This is a genomic window from Streptomyces sp. NPDC054847 (assembly GCF_053610925.1).
In genome coordinates this window covers 20,289-36,213 of sequence record NZ_JBSGZJ010000021.1, presented here as the reverse complement: position 1 = coordinate 36,213, position 15,925 = coordinate 20,289, and the positions used below count along the sequence as shown (strand labels likewise).

General features: G+C 68.0%; 12 protein-coding genes and 1 pseudogene. 8 read left to right on the top strand and 5 right to left on the bottom strand.

Annotation, left to right across the window (positions count from 1 at the left end):
- Nucleotides 1-63 precede the first annotated feature (63 nt).
- Together ACWGH4_RS04720 and ACWGH4_RS04715 are read right to left on the bottom strand one after the other, a co-directional pair.
- Nucleotides 64-390: a DUF5955 family protein gene (locus ACWGH4_RS04720; protein WP_189465703.1), complete on the bottom strand. Its 327-nt coding sequence runs from the start codon at nt 388-390 to the stop codon at nt 64-66.
- A 120-nt stretch (nt 391-510) separates the two neighbouring features.
- Nucleotides 511-2,436, bottom strand: coding sequence for a serine/threonine-protein kinase (locus ACWGH4_RS04715; protein ID WP_453455594.1), 1,926 nt, complete (start codon nt 2,434-2,436; stop codon nt 511-513).
- Nucleotides 2,437-2,626: 190 nt separating this feature from the next.
- On the opposite strand from ACWGH4_RS04715, the gene ACWGH4_RS04710 reads away from it, so the two are divergent.
- From ACWGH4_RS04710 to ACWGH4_RS04700, 3 genes are all read left to right on the top strand, one after another.
- The gene (locus tag ACWGH4_RS04710) at nt 2,627-3,241 is read left to right on the top strand and encodes a nucleotidyltransferase family protein (RefSeq protein WP_453455592.1); all 615 of its coding nucleotides are present in this window, start codon (nt 2,627-2,629) and stop codon (nt 3,239-3,241) included.
- 252 nt (nt 3,242-3,493) lie between these two features.
- Nucleotides 3,494-5,116: a malate synthase A gene (gene aceB, locus ACWGH4_RS04705; RefSeq protein WP_453455589.1), complete on the top strand. Its 1,623-nt coding sequence runs from the start codon at nt 3,494-3,496 to the stop codon at nt 5,114-5,116.
- 586 nt (nt 5,117-5,702) lie between these two features.
- Entirely contained in the window at nt 5,703-5,924 is a 222-nt protein-coding gene (locus tag ACWGH4_RS04700; protein ID WP_453455586.1) for a hypothetical protein, read from the top strand.
- A 505-nt stretch (nt 5,925-6,429) separates the two neighbouring features.
- Here the strand turns inward: ACWGH4_RS04700 and ACWGH4_RS04695 are convergent.
- On the bottom strand, nt 6,430-7,845 hold the full coding sequence (locus tag ACWGH4_RS04695; RefSeq protein ID WP_453455583.1) for an amidase: 1,416 nt from the start codon (nt 7,843-7,845) through the stop codon (nt 6,430-6,432).
- 1,022 nt (nt 7,846-8,867) lie between these two features.
- Between ACWGH4_RS04695 and ACWGH4_RS04690 the strand changes: the two genes are divergently transcribed.
- Entirely contained in the window at nt 8,868-9,458 is a 591-nt protein-coding gene (locus ACWGH4_RS04690; RefSeq protein ID WP_453455580.1) for an ImmA/IrrE family metallo-endopeptidase, read from the top strand.
- Nucleotides 9,459-9,753: 295 nt separating this feature from the next.
- Here ACWGH4_RS04690 and ACWGH4_RS04685 read toward each other — a convergent pair whose 3' ends face one another.
- Together ACWGH4_RS04685 and ACWGH4_RS04680 are read right to left on the bottom strand one after the other, a co-directional pair.
- A complete protein-coding gene (locus ACWGH4_RS04685; RefSeq protein ID WP_453455577.1) occupies nt 9,754-9,915 on the bottom strand; it encodes a DUF397 domain-containing protein in 162 nt (53 codons plus the stop codon).
- Nucleotides 9,912-10,695: pseudogene (locus tag ACWGH4_RS04680) on the bottom strand (helix-turn-helix domain-containing protein). Before ACWGH4_RS04680 ends, ACWGH4_RS04685 begins: the two are co-directional and overlap by 4 nt.
- Before the next feature lie 461 nt (nt 10,696-11,156).
- Here ACWGH4_RS04680 and ACWGH4_RS04675 point away from each other — a divergent pair.
- The 4 genes from ACWGH4_RS04675 (at nt 11,157) to ACWGH4_RS04660 (ending at nt 15,404) form a co-directional block, all read left to right on the top strand.
- Nucleotides 11,157-12,365 (top strand): AAA family ATPase, encoded by a 1,209-nt coding sequence (locus ACWGH4_RS04675; protein ID WP_453455574.1) that lies wholly within the window; start codon nt 11,157-11,159, stop codon nt 12,363-12,365.
- A 34-nt stretch (nt 12,366-12,399) separates the two neighbouring features.
- Nucleotides 12,400-13,011, top strand: coding sequence for a hypothetical protein (locus ACWGH4_RS04670; protein WP_453455571.1), 612 nt, complete (start codon nt 12,400-12,402; stop codon nt 13,009-13,011).
- 342 nt (nt 13,012-13,353) lie between these two features.
- The gene (locus tag ACWGH4_RS04665) at nt 13,354-14,922 is read left to right on the top strand and encodes a restriction endonuclease fold toxin-2 domain-containing protein (RefSeq protein ID WP_453455568.1); all 1,569 of its coding nucleotides are present in this window, start codon (nt 13,354-13,356) and stop codon (nt 14,920-14,922) included.
- Nucleotides 14,923-14,948: 26 nt separating this feature from the next.
- On the top strand, nt 14,949-15,404 hold the full coding sequence (locus ACWGH4_RS04660) for a hypothetical protein (protein ID WP_453455565.1): 456 nt from the start codon (nt 14,949-14,951) through the stop codon (nt 15,402-15,404).
- Nucleotides 15,405-15,925: the final 521 nt, after the last annotated feature.

Below are 15,925 nucleotides of genomic sequence, written 5' to 3'. Positions count from 1 at the left end.
GGACCACCCGGCGCACGCCCGTCTCCGCCACCACAGCGATGGCGGAGACGGGCGTCCCCCGCGTCAGCGGCGCTGCGGCGGTGCCTCACCGAAGAGATCGACGGCGGCGCGCACCTGCATCAGCGCGGGCGACAGCGCGCTCACCGAGCCGACGGCGCCCGCGATCAGCAGCAGCGAGCGCCGCATCCGCGGGATCTCGGGGTCTCCCGCCGCCACCATCGCCGCCAGCACCGCCAGTTCGTCCTCCGCGATCCCCCGGTCGCTGAACTCGGCGGGATAGCCCGCGAGTTCGCGTCTGAGCCTGGCGACGGCAGCACGCAGCTCCGCCGCTCTCGGCTCCTCGCCACTGCCCCTGCCTGTCACCCGCGTCTGCCCCACGCTCCGCAACAAAGCCAGCCCCTCGCACGTCCTTGTGCACTCCACGGTCCCGCCGGGGTCGTGGTCAACGCCCGAGGGGTGCGGGCCAGTTAACGCCATCCGGGTGACGGTGCGCCACCGTGCGGACGCAATTCAGGACGTCGGAACGACGTCCATCGCGTTGCGCCACACGGTCACATCGACGGAGATGAACTTGCTGGGGTCGTTCTCCGGCGACTTGCCCTGGTAGGTGAGCAGGCCGACATGGCCGGAATCCGTCAGCACGCAGATCTGGGAGCCCTTGGACAGCAGCCCCGTTTCGATGGTGGTCGTGTAGCGGGTGTCGTTACGGCAGGTGTCGAGGTCGCCGGTCTGCCCGGTGCGGAGCAGGATCATCCGGCCGGTCTCGGTCTCGACCTGGTTGAGGTCGCCCTCGTACTCGAAGTCCGCGTTGGAGTCGTCGTTGACGGGCTTGACCGGATCGTGGTCGAGGAAGACGTGGTAGTTGTTCACGATGTCGAGCCCCGTGTAGGTCTTGGGCTCGGGGTCGGGAACCACGTCGCCGGGCGCGGTGTCGAGTCCGTCGCCCTCGTTGCCGGGCGTGGAGGCACCACCGGACGGGGTGCTGCCGGCGGGCTTGGACGATTCGGGGGCGCCCTTGTCCTGGCTCTCGGTCTTCTTGCCCGAGTCCTTGTCGGAGAGCGCCAGATACGCGCCGCCGCCCGCGGCGCCGCCCAGCACGAGAGTGGCCACCAGCGCGATGGCGAGCATGCGGCCCTTCTTCTTTTTGGGCGCGGCGTCCGGTCCCTGCTGTGCGACGGTGCCGTACGGCTGAGGGCCGGTGTGCTGGTGGTGCTGCGCCGTCTGCGGATAGCCGTAGCCGGGGGCCTGCTGCGCCGACTGCGGATAGCCGTACGTGGGCTGCTGCGGCTGGGTCCCGGGCTGCTGGTGAGCGGCCTGCTGCGGCTGCATCATGTGCTGCTGCGGCTGGGCCGGCGGCTGCTGGTGCGTCTGAGGCTGCGGGGCGGGACCGAATCCGGGCGGCGGCGTGGACGGCGCGGCGTGCGCGGTCGGCTGGTGGGTCGGGGCGGGCGCGGCCGGGGCCTGGGGGGCCGCCGCCGCCGGGGTCACGGCGGGCTGGCCGGCCGCGGGGGTGACCGGCGGCGCGGGCGCCGCCTTGCGGGTCGTGATCTCGGCGGCGACCGCGCTGGGCAGCCACTCCTCCGGGCGCCGCAGCACCGTTTCGGCGTTGGCCGCCTGGCAGATGCTCAGGATCTCGGCGACGGAGGGCCGGTTCTCCGGCTCCTTGACCATGCAGCGTGTCACCAGCTCGCGCAGCTCGTCGGGGAGTCCGGTGAGGTCGGGCTCCTCATGCACGATCCGGTAGAGCACGCCGTGCGAAGTGCCTTCGCCGAACGCCGCCTTGCCCGTCGCCGCGTACGCCGTGAGCTGGCCGAGGGCGAAGATGTCGGTGGCCGGGGTGACATGGCTGCCCGCGGCCTGCTCGGGCGCCATGAACGACGGTGTGCCGATGGTGACCCCGCTGCTGGTGAGCGAGGTGGCGTCGGCGGCGCGCGCGATGCCGAAGTCGATGACGCGCGGGCCGTCGGCGGCGAGGAGGACGTTGGCGGGCTTCAGGTCACGGTGGACGATGCCGGCGCCGTGGATGATCTGCAGCGCCTCAGCGATGCCGGCCACCAGCAACAGCACCGTCTGCACCGGCAGTTTGCCGTGCTGGGCCACGGCGTCCGCGAGGGACGGACCGGGGACGTAGGCGGTGGCCAGCCAGGGCTGCTCGGCGTCGGCGTCGGCGTCGATGACGGGCGCGGTGAACAGGCCCTGCACCCGCTGGGCGGCCTGTACCTCCTGCGCGAAACGGCGCCGGAACTCGGCGTCCTGGCCGAAGTCGGGCCGGATCACCTTGATGGCGACGGCGCGTCCTCCGGGCGTGTAGGAGAGGTAGACCTTGCCCATGCCGCCGGCGCCGAGGCGGGCGGCGAGCTTGTATCCGGCGACGTGCTTCGGATCGTCCTCACCCAGCGGCTTGAAGACCGTTCCCTGGTGTGCGCGGCCACTCATCGACTCTTGATCCCCCATGGCGAACCTCAGTATGGAAGGTGCACCTTATCCAAGTCGCACCCTGCTCTCCACGTCGGACGACGCCCGCCCCACGGGCGGTTGCAGGAACGCGCGGGCAACGCCCGTTCGGAGCAGCGCCCCACGGGGCGGGTGTCCGTGTATTCGCCCTCATATGGGATAAGGAGTCCCCATGTCCTCTCCTCGCACTCCGACGGACCCTCACCAACCGGTCGTCGCCGGATTGTTGCTCGCGGCCGGCGGCGGCAGGCGGCTGGGCGGCCGGCCGAAGGCGTTGCTGGAACACCGCGGCAGTCCGCTCGTCGAGCACGCCGTGCGGACGCTGCGCGAGGGCGGCTGCGTTCCGGTGCATGTGGTGCTGGGCGCGGCGGCGGACCGCGTACGGGAGGAGGCGGACCTGACCGGATGCGTGGTGCGGGACAACCCGGCGTGGGAGGAGGGGATGGGGTCGTCGTTGCGGGTGGGGCTCGCCTCGCTGGGAGCGGCGGACGCGGCGCTGGTGCTGCTGGTGGACCAGCCGGGGATCGGCGCGGAGGCGGTGGCGCGGGTGCGTGCGGCCTACCGCTCCCGTTCGTCGCTGGCGGCCGCGGCGTACGGGGGGCGGCGGGGGCATCCGGTGCTGTTCGGCGCGGACCGCTGGGACGGGATCGCGGCGGGGGCCGAGGGCGATCAGGGGGCGCGGGCGTATCTGCGCGCCCATGCGGACGCGATCACGCTCGTCGAGTGCGGCGACGTGGCACAGGAGTACGACATCGACACCCCGGAGGATCTCCGGTACCTGCTGTGAACGGCGTGGCACGGTGCGCCACGGTCTGTCGACCCTGAGAATCTCGATATCAACAAACCATTGAACTTCCACCATGCGGTAACTAGTATCCACTGATCAGAAGCGCCTGACTGCTCGGACGGCGCCTTCGGCCGTACCCCGGAGCCACTGGCACTGAGTGCCGTCACCGGCGACCCGGCGGCCGCACGGCGCCCCCGCACCGCCCGTGAAGCATGCGAAGCATGTGAAGCTCGCTGAAGGAAGTGACAGCTCATGTCCGCACCAGCGCCGTCCCCGCTGGCCATCGTCGAAGCCGAGCCCCTGCCCCGGCAGGAAGAGGTCCTCACCGACGCGGCCCTCGCGTTCGTGGCCGAGCTGCACCGGCGCTTCACCCCGCGCCGCGACGAGCTGCTCGCCCGCCGCGCCGAGCGCCGCGCCGAGATCGCCCGCACCTCCACCCTGGACTTCCTCCCGGAGACCGCCGCGATCCGCGCGGACGACTCCTGGAAGGTCGCGGAGGCCCCCGCGGCCCTGAACGACCGCCGCGTGGAGATCACCGGACCGACCGACCGCAAGATGACCATCAACGCCCTCAACTCGGGTGCGAAGGTCTGGCTCGCCGACTTCGAGGACGCGTCCGCCCCCACCTGGGAGAACGTGATCCTCGGCCAGCTCAATCTCATCGACGCCTACGAGCGCCGGATCGACTTCACCGACCCGAGGTCGGGCAAGACGTACGCCCTGAAGCCCGCGGAGGAGCTCGCGACCGTCGTGATGCGCCCGCGCGGCTGGCACCTCGCCGAGCGCCACATCACCGTGGACGGGATCCCGGTGCCGGGCGCGCTGGTCGACTTCGGCCTCTACTTCTTCCACAACGCCCGGCGCCTGCTGGACCTCGGCAAGGGCCCGTACTTCTACCTGCCGAAGACCGAGTCGCACCTGGAGGCCCGCCTCTGGAACGACATCTTCGTCTTCGCCCAGGACCATGTCGGCGTCCCGCAGGGCTCCGTCCGCGCGACCGTGCTGATCGAGACGATCACCGCGGCGTACGAGATGGAGGAGATCCTCTACGAGCTCCGCGACCACGCCTCCGGTCTGAACGCCGGCCGCTGGGACTACCTGTTCTCCATCGTCAAGAACTTCCGTGACGGCGGCGAGAAGTTCGTCCTCCCGGACCGCAACGCGGTGACGATGACCGCCCCGTTCATGCGGGCGTACACCGAACTGCTGGTGCGCACCTGCCACAAGCGCGGCGCGCACGCGATCGGCGGCATGGCCGCGTTCATCCCGTCCCGCAAGGACGCCGAGGTCAACAAGGTCGCGTTCGAGAAGGTCAAGGCCGACAAGGACCGCGAGGCCGGCGACGGCTTCGACGGCTCCTGGGTCGCCCACCCGGACCTGGTTCCCATCGCGATGGCCTCGTTCGACGCGGTCCTCGGCGACCGGCCGAACCAGAAGGACCGCCTGCGCGAGGACGTCTCCGTGGCGCCCGGCGACCTGATCGCCGTCGACTCCCTCGACGCCAGGCCCACGTACGAGGGCCTGCGCAACGCCGTCCAGGTCGGCATCCGCTACATCGAGGCGTGGCTGCGCGGCCTCGGCGCCGTGGCCATCTTCAACCTGATGGAGGACGCGGCGACGGCGGAGATCTCCCGCTCCCAGATCTGGCAGTGGATCAACGCGGGCGTCGTCTTCGAGAACGGCGAGCGCGCCACTCCGGAGCTGGCCAGGAAGGTCGCGGCGGAGGAACTGACCGCGATCCGCGAGGAGGTCGGCGAGGAGGCCTTCGCGTCCGGCAACTGGCAGCAGGCACACGACCTGCTGCTGAAGGTGGCCCTGGACGAGAACTACGAGGACTTCCTGACGCTGCCCGCGTACGAGCAGCTCGTCGGCTGACGCCTGCCCCCTGCGCCGCGCCGCGCTTCGCACCACTCCCGCACCGCCCCCGGTACCGCACAGCACCGGGGGCGGTGCGCTGCGCGCGGCGTGGGTACGGGCACGACCCCGGACCTGCCAGAAGACTGGCGCTGATGATGGCCGCCTACAGGTCAAGGGCTGTGCCCCGCTACCAGCCAGGACCGACGACACGCCTCTCTGGAGCCCCCCGCACACCATGGAAGCATCCGGACTCGCCGAACTGCTCTGTGCGTGGCCCTCGATTATCGGCGCCGTGCTCCATGAAGCCGCTCCCCGGCGAGCCCCTCCACGGCGTGGATGGTCGCAGAGCGTTTGTTTCGCCGTAGCAACCCGAAAACAGCCGAGGTCCACTATCGTGCGGTTCCATCGAGGCATTGAGATCCCGGGGGGGGACATGTCTGAGATTGCCAAACTCAAGCGGTGTGCCGTATGCCGTAACCCGGTAAGCAAGAAGAAGCTGGTCATCGGCAAGGACGGAAAGTCGGCACACCGTGCCTGCCGCCCGTTCACGGGCAGCCGGCCAGCATTTCCAGCGGCCCTGTCCGGCAGTCAGAAGCAGAAACCGATGAGCCGCGCAGAGCTCATGAAGCGGTTGGAGAAGCTGCGGAAACAGGACGCGGCGAAGAAGCCCCAGGTCACTGCCAAGGCGCGAATCAGCCCCCGCCCCAAGCCGACAACCGCTGCCAAGCGGACCCGCAGCACCGTTGCCACGCCCCAGCCGTACTACGGCGTGGAGATGAAGTCCATCGGCGGCCGGTGGGTCCAGATGCACCCGGACTCCGAATAGCGGCCGACGCGGGTGCCCGAGGCTCATCAGCCGGCCCCGCCGGCAAAGCCCGGTGGGTCGCCGGGGTCGCGGACGAGAGCCTGAGCGATCGCCCTTCCACGGGCTGCCGCAGAATCGTCCTGAGCTCGGCGGGCGCAGTCCTGCGTGGTCGCTGAGGCAGAGCTCGTGGTGCAGCCCCGCCTCCCTCAGGTTGTTGGCGGGTAGGTACTCGTGATGCAGCCTGGTCGGGTGCCGATGCTGGTGGGCCTGCTCCGCCGTCGCAGTCGGCTTCCTGGCCCCCACTGGCGGCGACCTGCGCCGACTCCTGGGCAGCGCTCCCCGCTGCCCCGCGGCGGCCCCTCACCCAGCGTGCGGCGGCTCGGCGCAGTGGCGCGTCGGCATGTGCACCGTCCACCGGCTGTCCACCGGTCGCCCGCCCGGGCGGGGGCTGCCTCACGTGAGGGAAGAGGTGAGGCCGATGAGGGCACGGTGACGTCTGTGGTGCCGCAGACGCCGGCCCCCGAGATCAGAGGTCCTGGATACGCCGGAAGGGACGCTCGGCCTCCAGGACGAACGCGACCTCCAGGAGAGTCCGTTCGTCGCCGGGGCGGCCGGAGAACATGACACCGATGGGCAGCCCCTCGTCCGTCACGCTCGCGGCGGGCACCGAGAGGGACGGCGTGCCGACGACGTTGTTGATCGGGGTGAACGCCACGTACGCGAGGATCCGTTCGATCAGCGTCGGGAAGGGGACGGTCGGGGCGAGGTGGCCGATCGGCGGCGTCGTGTGGGCGAGTACGGGCGAAAGCACGAGGTCGACCCCACGGAACGCCGCCGCGTACGCCTCCCGCGTACACCTCAGCCTCCGCACCACACCAGGGGTGCTCGACCACTTCTTCACGTACATCTCGCGAAGTCCTCGGCTGAGACCGTCCATGCGGCGCCGGTCGAAGCCGTCGCCGAGGGTGCGGCCCGTGAGGCCGATCAGGAACGACAGCATGCCCCAGTAGGTGAGGAAGTCTTCGGTGAAGCGGGGGTCGATCGCCGGCTCCACCGGCTGAACGGTGTGGCCGAGCCGCTCGAGCGTCGCAGCCGTGTCCATGACGGCCGCGCGGCCGGCGTCGTCGGTTCGGACTCCGTTCGGCGAGTCGAGCATGAGCCCGATGCGCAGCCGCCGCTCCGAGGGGCCTTCGACCAGGCCGACGGGCGGCAGCTTCGGGTTTCGCCAGTGCCTCTCGGCGGCGGCCAGGAACGCGGCGGAGTCCCGCACCGTGCGGCTCACGATGCCGTCGCCCACGATGTCGAGCGGCAGTTGGCGGCTCTGCGCATTGGCCACGACCCTGCCGCGGGTCGGCTTCAGACCGACGAGACCGCAGCAGGCAGCGGGAATGCGGATCGAGCCGCCGCCGTCGTTGGCGTGCGCGATGGGCACGGCCCCGGCCGCGACGAGCGCCGCGCTGCCGCCCGACGAGCCGCCCGCCGAGTGGCCGGTGCCCCACGGGTTGCGGACGGGTTCCGCGTCCTCGTACTCCGTGGTCGGACTGAACCCGAACTCGGGCAACCGGGTCTTGCCCAGCACGGTGACTCCGCTGCTCAAGAACTGCCGGGTGAACGGCGCGTGCCGGCGAGCGGCCCTCGCAGCGAACGCGGCGCTGCCGTGTCCGGTGGGCAGTCCCCGGTAGTCGGTGTTGTCCTTGACGAAGGTCGGCACCCCCGCGAAGACGCCGCCGGCCTCCCCGTCGGGTGCGGGGGCGTCCATGTGCACCTCGACGGCGTTGAGCCGCGCCTCCACCGCCCTGACCCGCGCCACCGCGTCACGGGCGGCCTCGGCGGCGCCGACCTCCCGACGCCGGATCGCCTCGGCGAGCCCTACCGCGTCGTGCTCCCCGAGAGCATCGTCACGGAACGCGTGCACCGTTGTCTGTTCCTCGAAAGTCGTCACCGCTGGCTCCGCCCGTGGACGCGTGGATGGTTGTCCGGCATCATTCCTTACCGGCGAGTAGCAGACGAGGGCCGGTACGAGACCTCCACCCGATCCGGTCGCACCGACCCCATCGGGGCACCCCACTTTATGTTTTTCGCGGTCCTGCAATGGGGCCGCTGGCCTCCGGGCCCGGTATGACTACTGTGTCCCCTCTGCCGAACGGATGACCTGGGGGTGGTGTCGCCGGGCCCGAGGGTGCCGTCGGAGACGCTGATGAGAGACCCGGCCGCCGCCCGGTCCGGCGCAATGCCGGCAGTTCGCGGGCGGCAGGTCTGCATAACGTGGATGCGCGAGCACGGTGCCACCGCCGAGGCCGGCAAGGTCAACGGCCCGGAAAGGGTTCCCAGGCACTCCTGCGGCTCGCCCGCCAACGCATCAGCGTCCTGTTCGCCATGCTCCGCGACGGCACCTTCTACGAGTCCAGAACTCGCACCGCCACCCTCGCCGCATGACCACCCCAAACACCCGCACACCAGGCACCATGTCCTTGACGAAGGGCATAGAGACACCCCCCTGTCCGTACCCGTCACCATCACCCACACCGAGCCCCTGCTCGTCCTCAATGGTCATTCGCACCACCACCTCCCGCGTGCAACGCCGTCAGCCGTCTCCCCGACACGCCTCACCCGCGTACACACCCGCCCCGTACCGCCTCACACCCCACCAAGCCCCGCCCGGTCAAAGCTACGCACCCCACACCCCAGTTCTCCCCGCGAACCCTCCAAACCACCCCATCGCGCGACACCGCGACAACCTGGCTGCACTCGCGCCACCACGGAATCCGACTGCCTCGCATCGATAGCGCACATAGCCTCGCCACCTTCAAACCGGTTCGAAGCATCACCCGCAGCCCTTTCCACGTCAGGTAAACACCTGACACGCAATCAGTGTCAGGGCAGCGAAAGGGGAGGGCTTCATGCTTGATACTGAAACTACCGATTGGATAGCATGGGCGCGCCACAACAGGAAAGGAGAGCAGCATGACGAAACTGCCCGACAATGACACCTTGCGGGAGTTGTACCAGAAGGGCCTGAGCGACAAATCAATCGCCCAGAGGTACGGCGTGACCGTACAGGCGGTTAATTGGCGACTCGCTCGCATGGGAATTCGCCGGATGCCTTACAGTTTCATGGCCACAGAAATACTCCAGGCGGCGTACCCCACATCGGTTGGTTTCCGCCGAAGTCATTACACGCAACTGAACCGGGGGCGGGAACTGTTCAGCTTCATTCGCTGGAGACTGGGTGACCCGACGCTTTCGGAAAGACAGTTGCATATGGCCAAGCGCTTTGCTGAGTACTCGCATGAACGCAATGTTGTGGTGAGCTTGGACGTCTCCGCCGAAGTTCCATGGGTCTGGCTGCCCCGGGTGTCCAGTGACGGTCGCCTGGTCATCCGCTGGCCGGCCGGCCAGGAGAGGCCGGGGGCAGCGCACCTACAAGCGATCACCCTCCCTGAGCCTCGGGCAGACGAAGCAGCTGCCGCCACCCCGCTGGACGTGTGGCCATTTGCCGGCGGGCCACTGTTGATCCCATTCCCACCCTCCGCCCCCCAGGAAGGAATCCACTGACGGCACGCCAGGTGTCCGAGTGCCGCCCCAATACGGCGCTGGATCTGCAGCTCCCGTCGAGTAGCACTCTGGTCGAGATGGGACAAGCGCCTGTTCCTTCCATGGCGGCCATACAGAAGACCCCGCCCCCGGTGGGGTTGAGTTTGAAGCTGAGAGGCGGGGGTCTTCTGGGTACGGCTCGACACGGGAGTCGCCCCGCCGGCTGTTGATTCGCTGTCGGTCGACCCCTAACAAAATGCGGTTGGGGTGGTTCCCATTCTCCTCGGGAACCACCCCACGCCCAATCCGAAGCCTGCTACACGACGTCGCTCCTCGCGGCGAACCGATTGGAGTCGCGGACATGAACCGCACCACGGATGGCCACAACCTCCACACACTGGCCACCCTCGCCGCTGCTGTAGCTGCTCCCGAACCACGCCAGCTCAGGCGCAGCCGGTACAGACTTCTCGACGTTCATGTCCCTCCAAGCAACTTCTCGATGAAGGCCAGCGATTCGCGCGGTGTGAGCGCCTGCGCCCGAAGGAGACCGTACTGCTCTTCGAGCTCCCGCCCAGTCCTCCGGTCCGTGTAGAGGCGGCTGTGCTTGTACGCCTCCACATAGGCGAGCCTCCGCCCTTCCTTCGTCTCGATCAAGGTGAACGGTCCAGCCAGCCCAGCGCGCTCCTCACGCTTGCTTGGGCATGACCTGGAAGTCAACGTGCCTGTGCTGACCGCATAGAAGAAGGTGCTCGAGCTGCCCGCGCATCACATCACGGCCTCCGGCGGGGCGGGTGAGGACCGACTCCTCGATGACGAAGCTGTACGTGGGCAGGGGCTTCCGAACCAGGACTCCCTGCCTCGCGATGCGAGCAACGACACGCTCCTCGATCGTCTCCTCGCTCAGGATGGGTCGCCGCATGGTGAACACGGCGCGCGTACTCCTCCGTCTGTAGGAGCCCGTTCACCACCTGGTTGTCGTACACGTGGAGTTCGACCGCCTCGGCTCCAACTTGGCCGCGTCGCGGAAGAACGCGGGATACTGCGCCCGCGCGACCTCCTCCTTCATCTCCTTCAACACACCCCGCGCCCCCAGCAGTTCATCCGCCTGGTCGATGAACGCCGACTGCGGCACCCGCCGCCCCTGCTCGTAGCTCGCGATCGTCGACCCCGAGTACCCCGTCATCGCGCCGACTGCCGCCCGGTCGTGCTCCGCCCACTCCCGGAACCGCTTCAACTGCCGTCCGAGAACCCCGAGAATGCCCGCCCCCGAGCCGTCCCCGTCCCCACGCGCACCCCCGCCCCCATCCCCACTCCCCGGTCCGTACCCGTCACCGTCGCCAGCACCGTGAGCGACACCGAGCCCCTGCTCGTCCTCATGTCATCCGCACCACCACCTCCCGCGTGCAACGCCGTCAGCCGTCTCCCCGACACGCCTCACCCCGCGTACAGCCACCCGGCCCCGCGTACACACCCGCCCCGTACCGCCTCACACCCCACCAAGCCCCGCCCGATCAAAGTTACGCACCCCACACCCCAGTTCGCCCAGGAACATCACATGATTCCCCACTTCGCGTGAATCCGACAGCATCGGAGCTTTGGGCCACCCGTCGCCTGCCACCTGGTACTGCGCTCGCGTTTCGGAAGGCACCCTTTGGCCGACCTCATCGGCCCTGGTCGTCCATAGCCCGTCGAACGTGTGCGAACGGTAGTGTCCGCGGCATGACCGCCCGACTCCTCCAACTCGACGTGGAGAACTTCCGTAGCCTCCGTCGGATCTCCCTGCCCCTGGGAGATCTCACGGTTCTCGTGGGGCCCAACGGCGTGGGCAAGACGAACGTGCTGAAGGTGTTCGACTTCCTGGCTGACATGATTCAGCGTGACCTCGAACCCGCCCTGGCCCTCCACGGCGGATTCGACGAAGTGGCCTACTGGGGCGGCGAGAAGCCACCAACGTCACTGCGCATCGGTCTGAAGGCGACCTGGACCACGCACTCCAGCCTGAAGGCACCTGACGAGTACGAGCTGACCATCAACCGCAGAAACGCCCCGTCCCAGGAACGCGGCTACACACTGTCCCGTCAGGAGAGGTTCCAGTTCAAACGAACGCAGGGGCGGGGACGGCGTATCACCATCTCGGGCGAACGCGCCACAGTGACGGATACGCGCGCCGCCAAGGCGTCGGAGAAGAAGTTCGGGATCCAACGGCTCAGTAGCGGTCTGTCGACGCTACCCCGCCTGTCCACAACGGAGGGCGGCGACGAAGTGTCCCGTGTCGCCGATCGCCTCTCCTCGTTCCGGGTGTTCGACGTGGCCGTGGACGCCGCCCGCGTGCCGTCCCGGCTCACCCGGTCCTCAGTCACGCTCGACCAGAACGCTCGTAATCTCGCCGACTTCCTCTTCTGGCTCCAGCGGGACAGCGATGTCTGGGACCGTCTCCTCGACGACGCCCGAACTGTGCTGCCGAACCTCGACTACATCATGTTCGACGCGGCAGGCAAGACCGCTCACGACGTAGTGGTCCTGCTCCAGGAACGAGGGCTGCGCAGGCCCACACCCCTCGCAGACGCCTCGTACGGAACGGTGCGCCTTCTCGGTCTCCTGGCCCTCCTCTACGACCCAAACCCGCCGGCTCTGACGTGCATCGAGGAGATCGACCACGGCCTGCACCCACAAGCCCTCGAACTGCTCGTGGAACGGCTCAGAGAGGCCAGCTCACGCAGCCAGTTTCTGGTTGCCACACACTCGCCGGCATTGGTCGACCGGCTGCACCCGCACGAGTTCGTCGTCTGTGAACGTGACGACCACGGTGCGTCGATCATTCCGGCGCTCACCGCTGAGGAGGTGGAGGAGATCGCCGAGGAAAGTGAGGATCTCCCACTGGGCGAGCTCTGGTTCTCCGGCGTACTGGGCGGCGGCCTTGAACGGTAGGGGTAGGAGCCGGCCCGGCGGCCGGGACAAGTCCGTGATCGTCCTCGCCGGCGAGGACAGCAACGACTGCAGGGCAGTCGAGGTCCTCATCAGGGAGCTGCGCCCCGACCTGCCCGGCAAGCTGGTCCGGATCAGCGATCCTGTGCGCTTGAAAACCGCCACGGGCGACAACCTCACCGAGCGCATATGCACCGTCATCAAAAAGGCCAAGGGACGAGCTGCTCGTGACCGGGCACGACTCGAGGGAATCGTCATTCACGAGGATCTGGACGCACCCACCGGCCCGTCGTACGAAGTCGTCCGCAGACGCATCGCCGACGCCCTCAAAAGGCACAGCCCTTGCGGCGCCGCCCTCGCTCTCGCGGCGGAGGAGACAGAGGCGTGGCTGCTCCTTTTCCCGGACGCATTCCCGTCCGTGCACCCCGGTTGGAGCGTGCCCGCCCAGATGCGCGGAAGGAACACGGGAAAACTCAGGAGCCCGAAGGAACTGCTGCAGAGGAAGCTCGGCAACCCCACGTATCGAGAGAGTGAGGCACCCACGATCATGGCCGCAGCGCAGACGGCGGGCCTCCTCGACAGGCCGACGGGGAGCAATCCGTCCTACGCGGACTTCGTCGCGGACCTGGCGACACTCAGGGCAGACTGACGCGACACGCGTCGGGCTGCGACAGGTGGTACAGAGCGCAGGATCCGGCAACTCGCCGGCTCAGCAGCTGTCGGCGCGCTACCTCGCGTTCCGGCGATGGCCACGGTTCAGGCGTCTCGCCTGTTCCGGTGGGACGGGCCGCTCTCAAGGCTTAACGGCACGCCGTCTCGTCCATGACAGACAGTCGGCCAATATCCGTGCAGACCTCGCAGCAGCGTCCGTACTAAGATGATCACTCACGTCTGCAACGGGCAGGCAGCACAGTGAGCGGACTCGCACCTAACCTGAAGTTCATCGCCGAAGAAATGATCCGCGGCTCCATGGGGCTCATCGAGTCCATGCGTGGTGCCCGCGACACCGCCATTGCCCTCGGCCACGAGCTCGCGCGGCAGCAACGGGATGGCCGCAGACGACGACGCGGGGCGGGCGTTCGCCAAGGTGTACGTTTCCGCTGCCTCCGCCACCTTGAACCAGATGGGATTCAGCTCCTACGTCCTGGGAGAGACGAGCCGCGGTCCCATGCGCACCGCCCGTGAGTTCATGGCCCAGGAGAGCAAGCTGGTCGCCCAACTTCTCGGCAAGCAGGTGGATCTGACCGTAGGCATGGGCGACCCGGGGGCCAACTGCACGGAAAACTACCTCGGCCTCGGCCGTGACCTGCCCGAAGTGGTCGGTGAGACCGCATGGTACGACCAGTACGCACCTTCAGGAAGGAGCGACCGGTTTCGCGGCTCGCAGGAGAAGATTCGGGACGTCGCCGGGTCCTGGCGGCACGCCGGCTCACTGATGCAGCGGTTCCTGGAAGACGCGCAGACCTACGCCAGTACTGCTGGCAAGGCTCACTCCGGTGAGGCCGCAGACGCCTTCCGTGCGTACGTCAAACACTTCGTCGGCCTCACCTGCCCTCCGGCAAAAGCAGAGGTGGACGAACCCCTGGTGACCAACCTGATCGCCGCATGCTCGCAACTGGCCAAGGCATGCGACCGGTACGCGGACCACGTCGAGGCGGCCAAGGAGAAGATCCAGCACCACCAGAACGATCTCTTCGCCGTCGACATGCCCTGGGACCAGCCGATGTTCGGGGCGAACGGCTACGACGGCGGGCTCCACGACGCAGTGCTCAGCGACTCCTGGATACAGGATCTGGGCAACGTGGCGCACGCACTCGATTCGGCGGCCGGGAGAGTCAGGCTGCCGCAACCCGAGGGGCCAACGCCTCTCGGTCTGCCCGGAGTACCCTTCCTGCCGCCGTTCATCAGGGTGCCTGTGCCCGTCCCCGTGCGCCTGGCGTCCTTCTCGGGGTCCACGGCTCCCATGTTGCTTCCCGCCGTAAATCCGGTCGACCCCGGCATCCCGTTCGCCGACCCCATACCTCCCGCCCCTGGGAGCACTCGGCTCCTCACCGCGTCGGAGCAACAGCAGTTCCGTACCTGGGCCAATACTCTCCGCCCCGGAGGACTGGCCGGGGGCGGCGGGCCTCACAACCCCGACAACGCCTACCAGTTGCTTATCGCGGGCTACCCCGAGCGCGAGGTACCGCTGGCGGGTCACAAGCGCGGGCTCATGGTGGACGGCGTACGTCCTGCGGACGGCCAGCTCGTCGAAGCGAAGCACGTTCGGGATCCGGACTGCACGAAGAAGAGTTTCAGATCTCTCGACAGGGTGAACGAGACGCTGGCCAAGCCCGTCAAGGTCAACAGCCAAGGCAAGATCGCATGGGATCCCCTGGTGGACTCCATGTATCGCGGCGACCAGAACGAGCTGGCCCGGTACAAGCAAGCCATGGCCAACCCCGCGAACAACGAGACCCGAGGCTTGGAGATCGTCACGAACGGCACGGACAATGCCGCGTACTGGCAATCCATGATGGCGATGACGGGGACTCCCGGGTCGACGCGCTACGTACCATGAATCAGTCGTGAACCAGAGGAAACACGGTGGCCACCGAACGCAATATCCGCACCAATATCGGCTTCTACCCCCCTCAGGAGGACGGCGGCGCCTGGCGCTCCAACCTGTTGTCGCTGGAGCGTGCGCTCCGGCAGTCATTCCCCGACCCTGTCATCGAGCATGCGACCTCCCCATTGCACGGCGAGCAGGCTCTCGACTTCGAGATCGCACAGGCTCCCGAGGTGTGGATCAACGGCACCTCGTCCATGGAAGGGCCTGACTACGCCTACATCACCCTCGTCGATGTCACCGCCGACGAGGCGGCCGTCTTCGCGACGTGGCTGCGTGACTCCTTCGTGCCGTCACCGGATCTCGTCCGCTTTGTCAGCAGTCTCGCCATGGCCAACGGCGAGCAGAGGCCGTGGGTCCTACCGGCCACAGGTGGCAGCACTGAGGTCCTGGCGGAGATCCGGCGGCACATCGATACCTTCGACGTCTTCTGAGGTCACGGTCTCGCGGCCGAATCGGGCGGGCCTCGCCCCTTGGACAAAGTCCCGTGCGCATACGTGGGCTCCGCCTCGGCGTACAGCGGAGTCTCTATGGCCGGGGGACGCGTCCGGGAGGCACACTCCTGACGGCCCTCTTCGTCAAAGCGCGTTGGTTGCGACGGTGGTGGTTTGTCGTCCCAGCGGCGTTTGCTTTCGCGGCCGTCCTAAGGCTGACGCTTATCGCACCGCAACTCTGAGAGCAGGCAGGCCGACAGCGGCTTGCACTTCTCCTTTCCACATCTTCGCGGAAGACCGCTTCCTGTGGACCAGAGAGGTGCCAGGCTTGTGCCACCCCTGAAAGCCGCAGCGAACGAAGTAGCCATGGAGCTGACACGCAGGAAGTGGCAGAGCTGGACGCTGGGCGGGCACGACTGTATGACGAGCTGAACCGAGATCGAGAGCAACAGCTCTTAAACTCCGTCATGAGGTTCTACTCGTTGAGAACAGATTTAAGAGCGAGTTGCAGAATCGGAGTC

Excerpts from the sequence above, each read along its gene's own strand:
- ACWGH4_RS04675 (WP_453455574.1), top strand. The coding sequence starts at position 11,157 with ATGACCGCCCGACTCCTCCAACTCGACGTGGAGAACTTCCGTAGCCTC.
- ACWGH4_RS04710 (WP_453455592.1), top strand. The coding sequence starts at position 2,627 with ATGTCCTCTCCTCGCACTCCGACGGACCCTCACCAACCGGTCGTCGCC.
- ACWGH4_RS04715 (WP_453455594.1), bottom strand. The coding sequence starts at position 2,436 with ATGAGTGGCCGCGCACACCAGGGAACGGTCTTCAAGCCGCTGGGTGAG.
- ACWGH4_RS04685 (WP_453455577.1), bottom strand. The coding sequence starts at position 9,915 with ATGAACGTCGAGAAGTCTGTACCGGCTGCGCCTGAGCTGGCGTGGTTC.
- ACWGH4_RS04700 (WP_453455586.1), top strand. The coding sequence starts at position 5,703 with ATGAGCCGCGCAGAGCTCATGAAGCGGTTGGAGAAGCTGCGGAAACAG.
- aceB (WP_453455589.1), top strand. The coding sequence starts at position 3,494 with ATGTCCGCACCAGCGCCGTCCCCGCTGGCCATCGTCGAAGCCGAGCCC.
- ACWGH4_RS04690 (WP_453455580.1), top strand. The coding sequence starts at position 8,868 with ATGACGAAACTGCCCGACAATGACACCTTGCGGGAGTTGTACCAGAAG.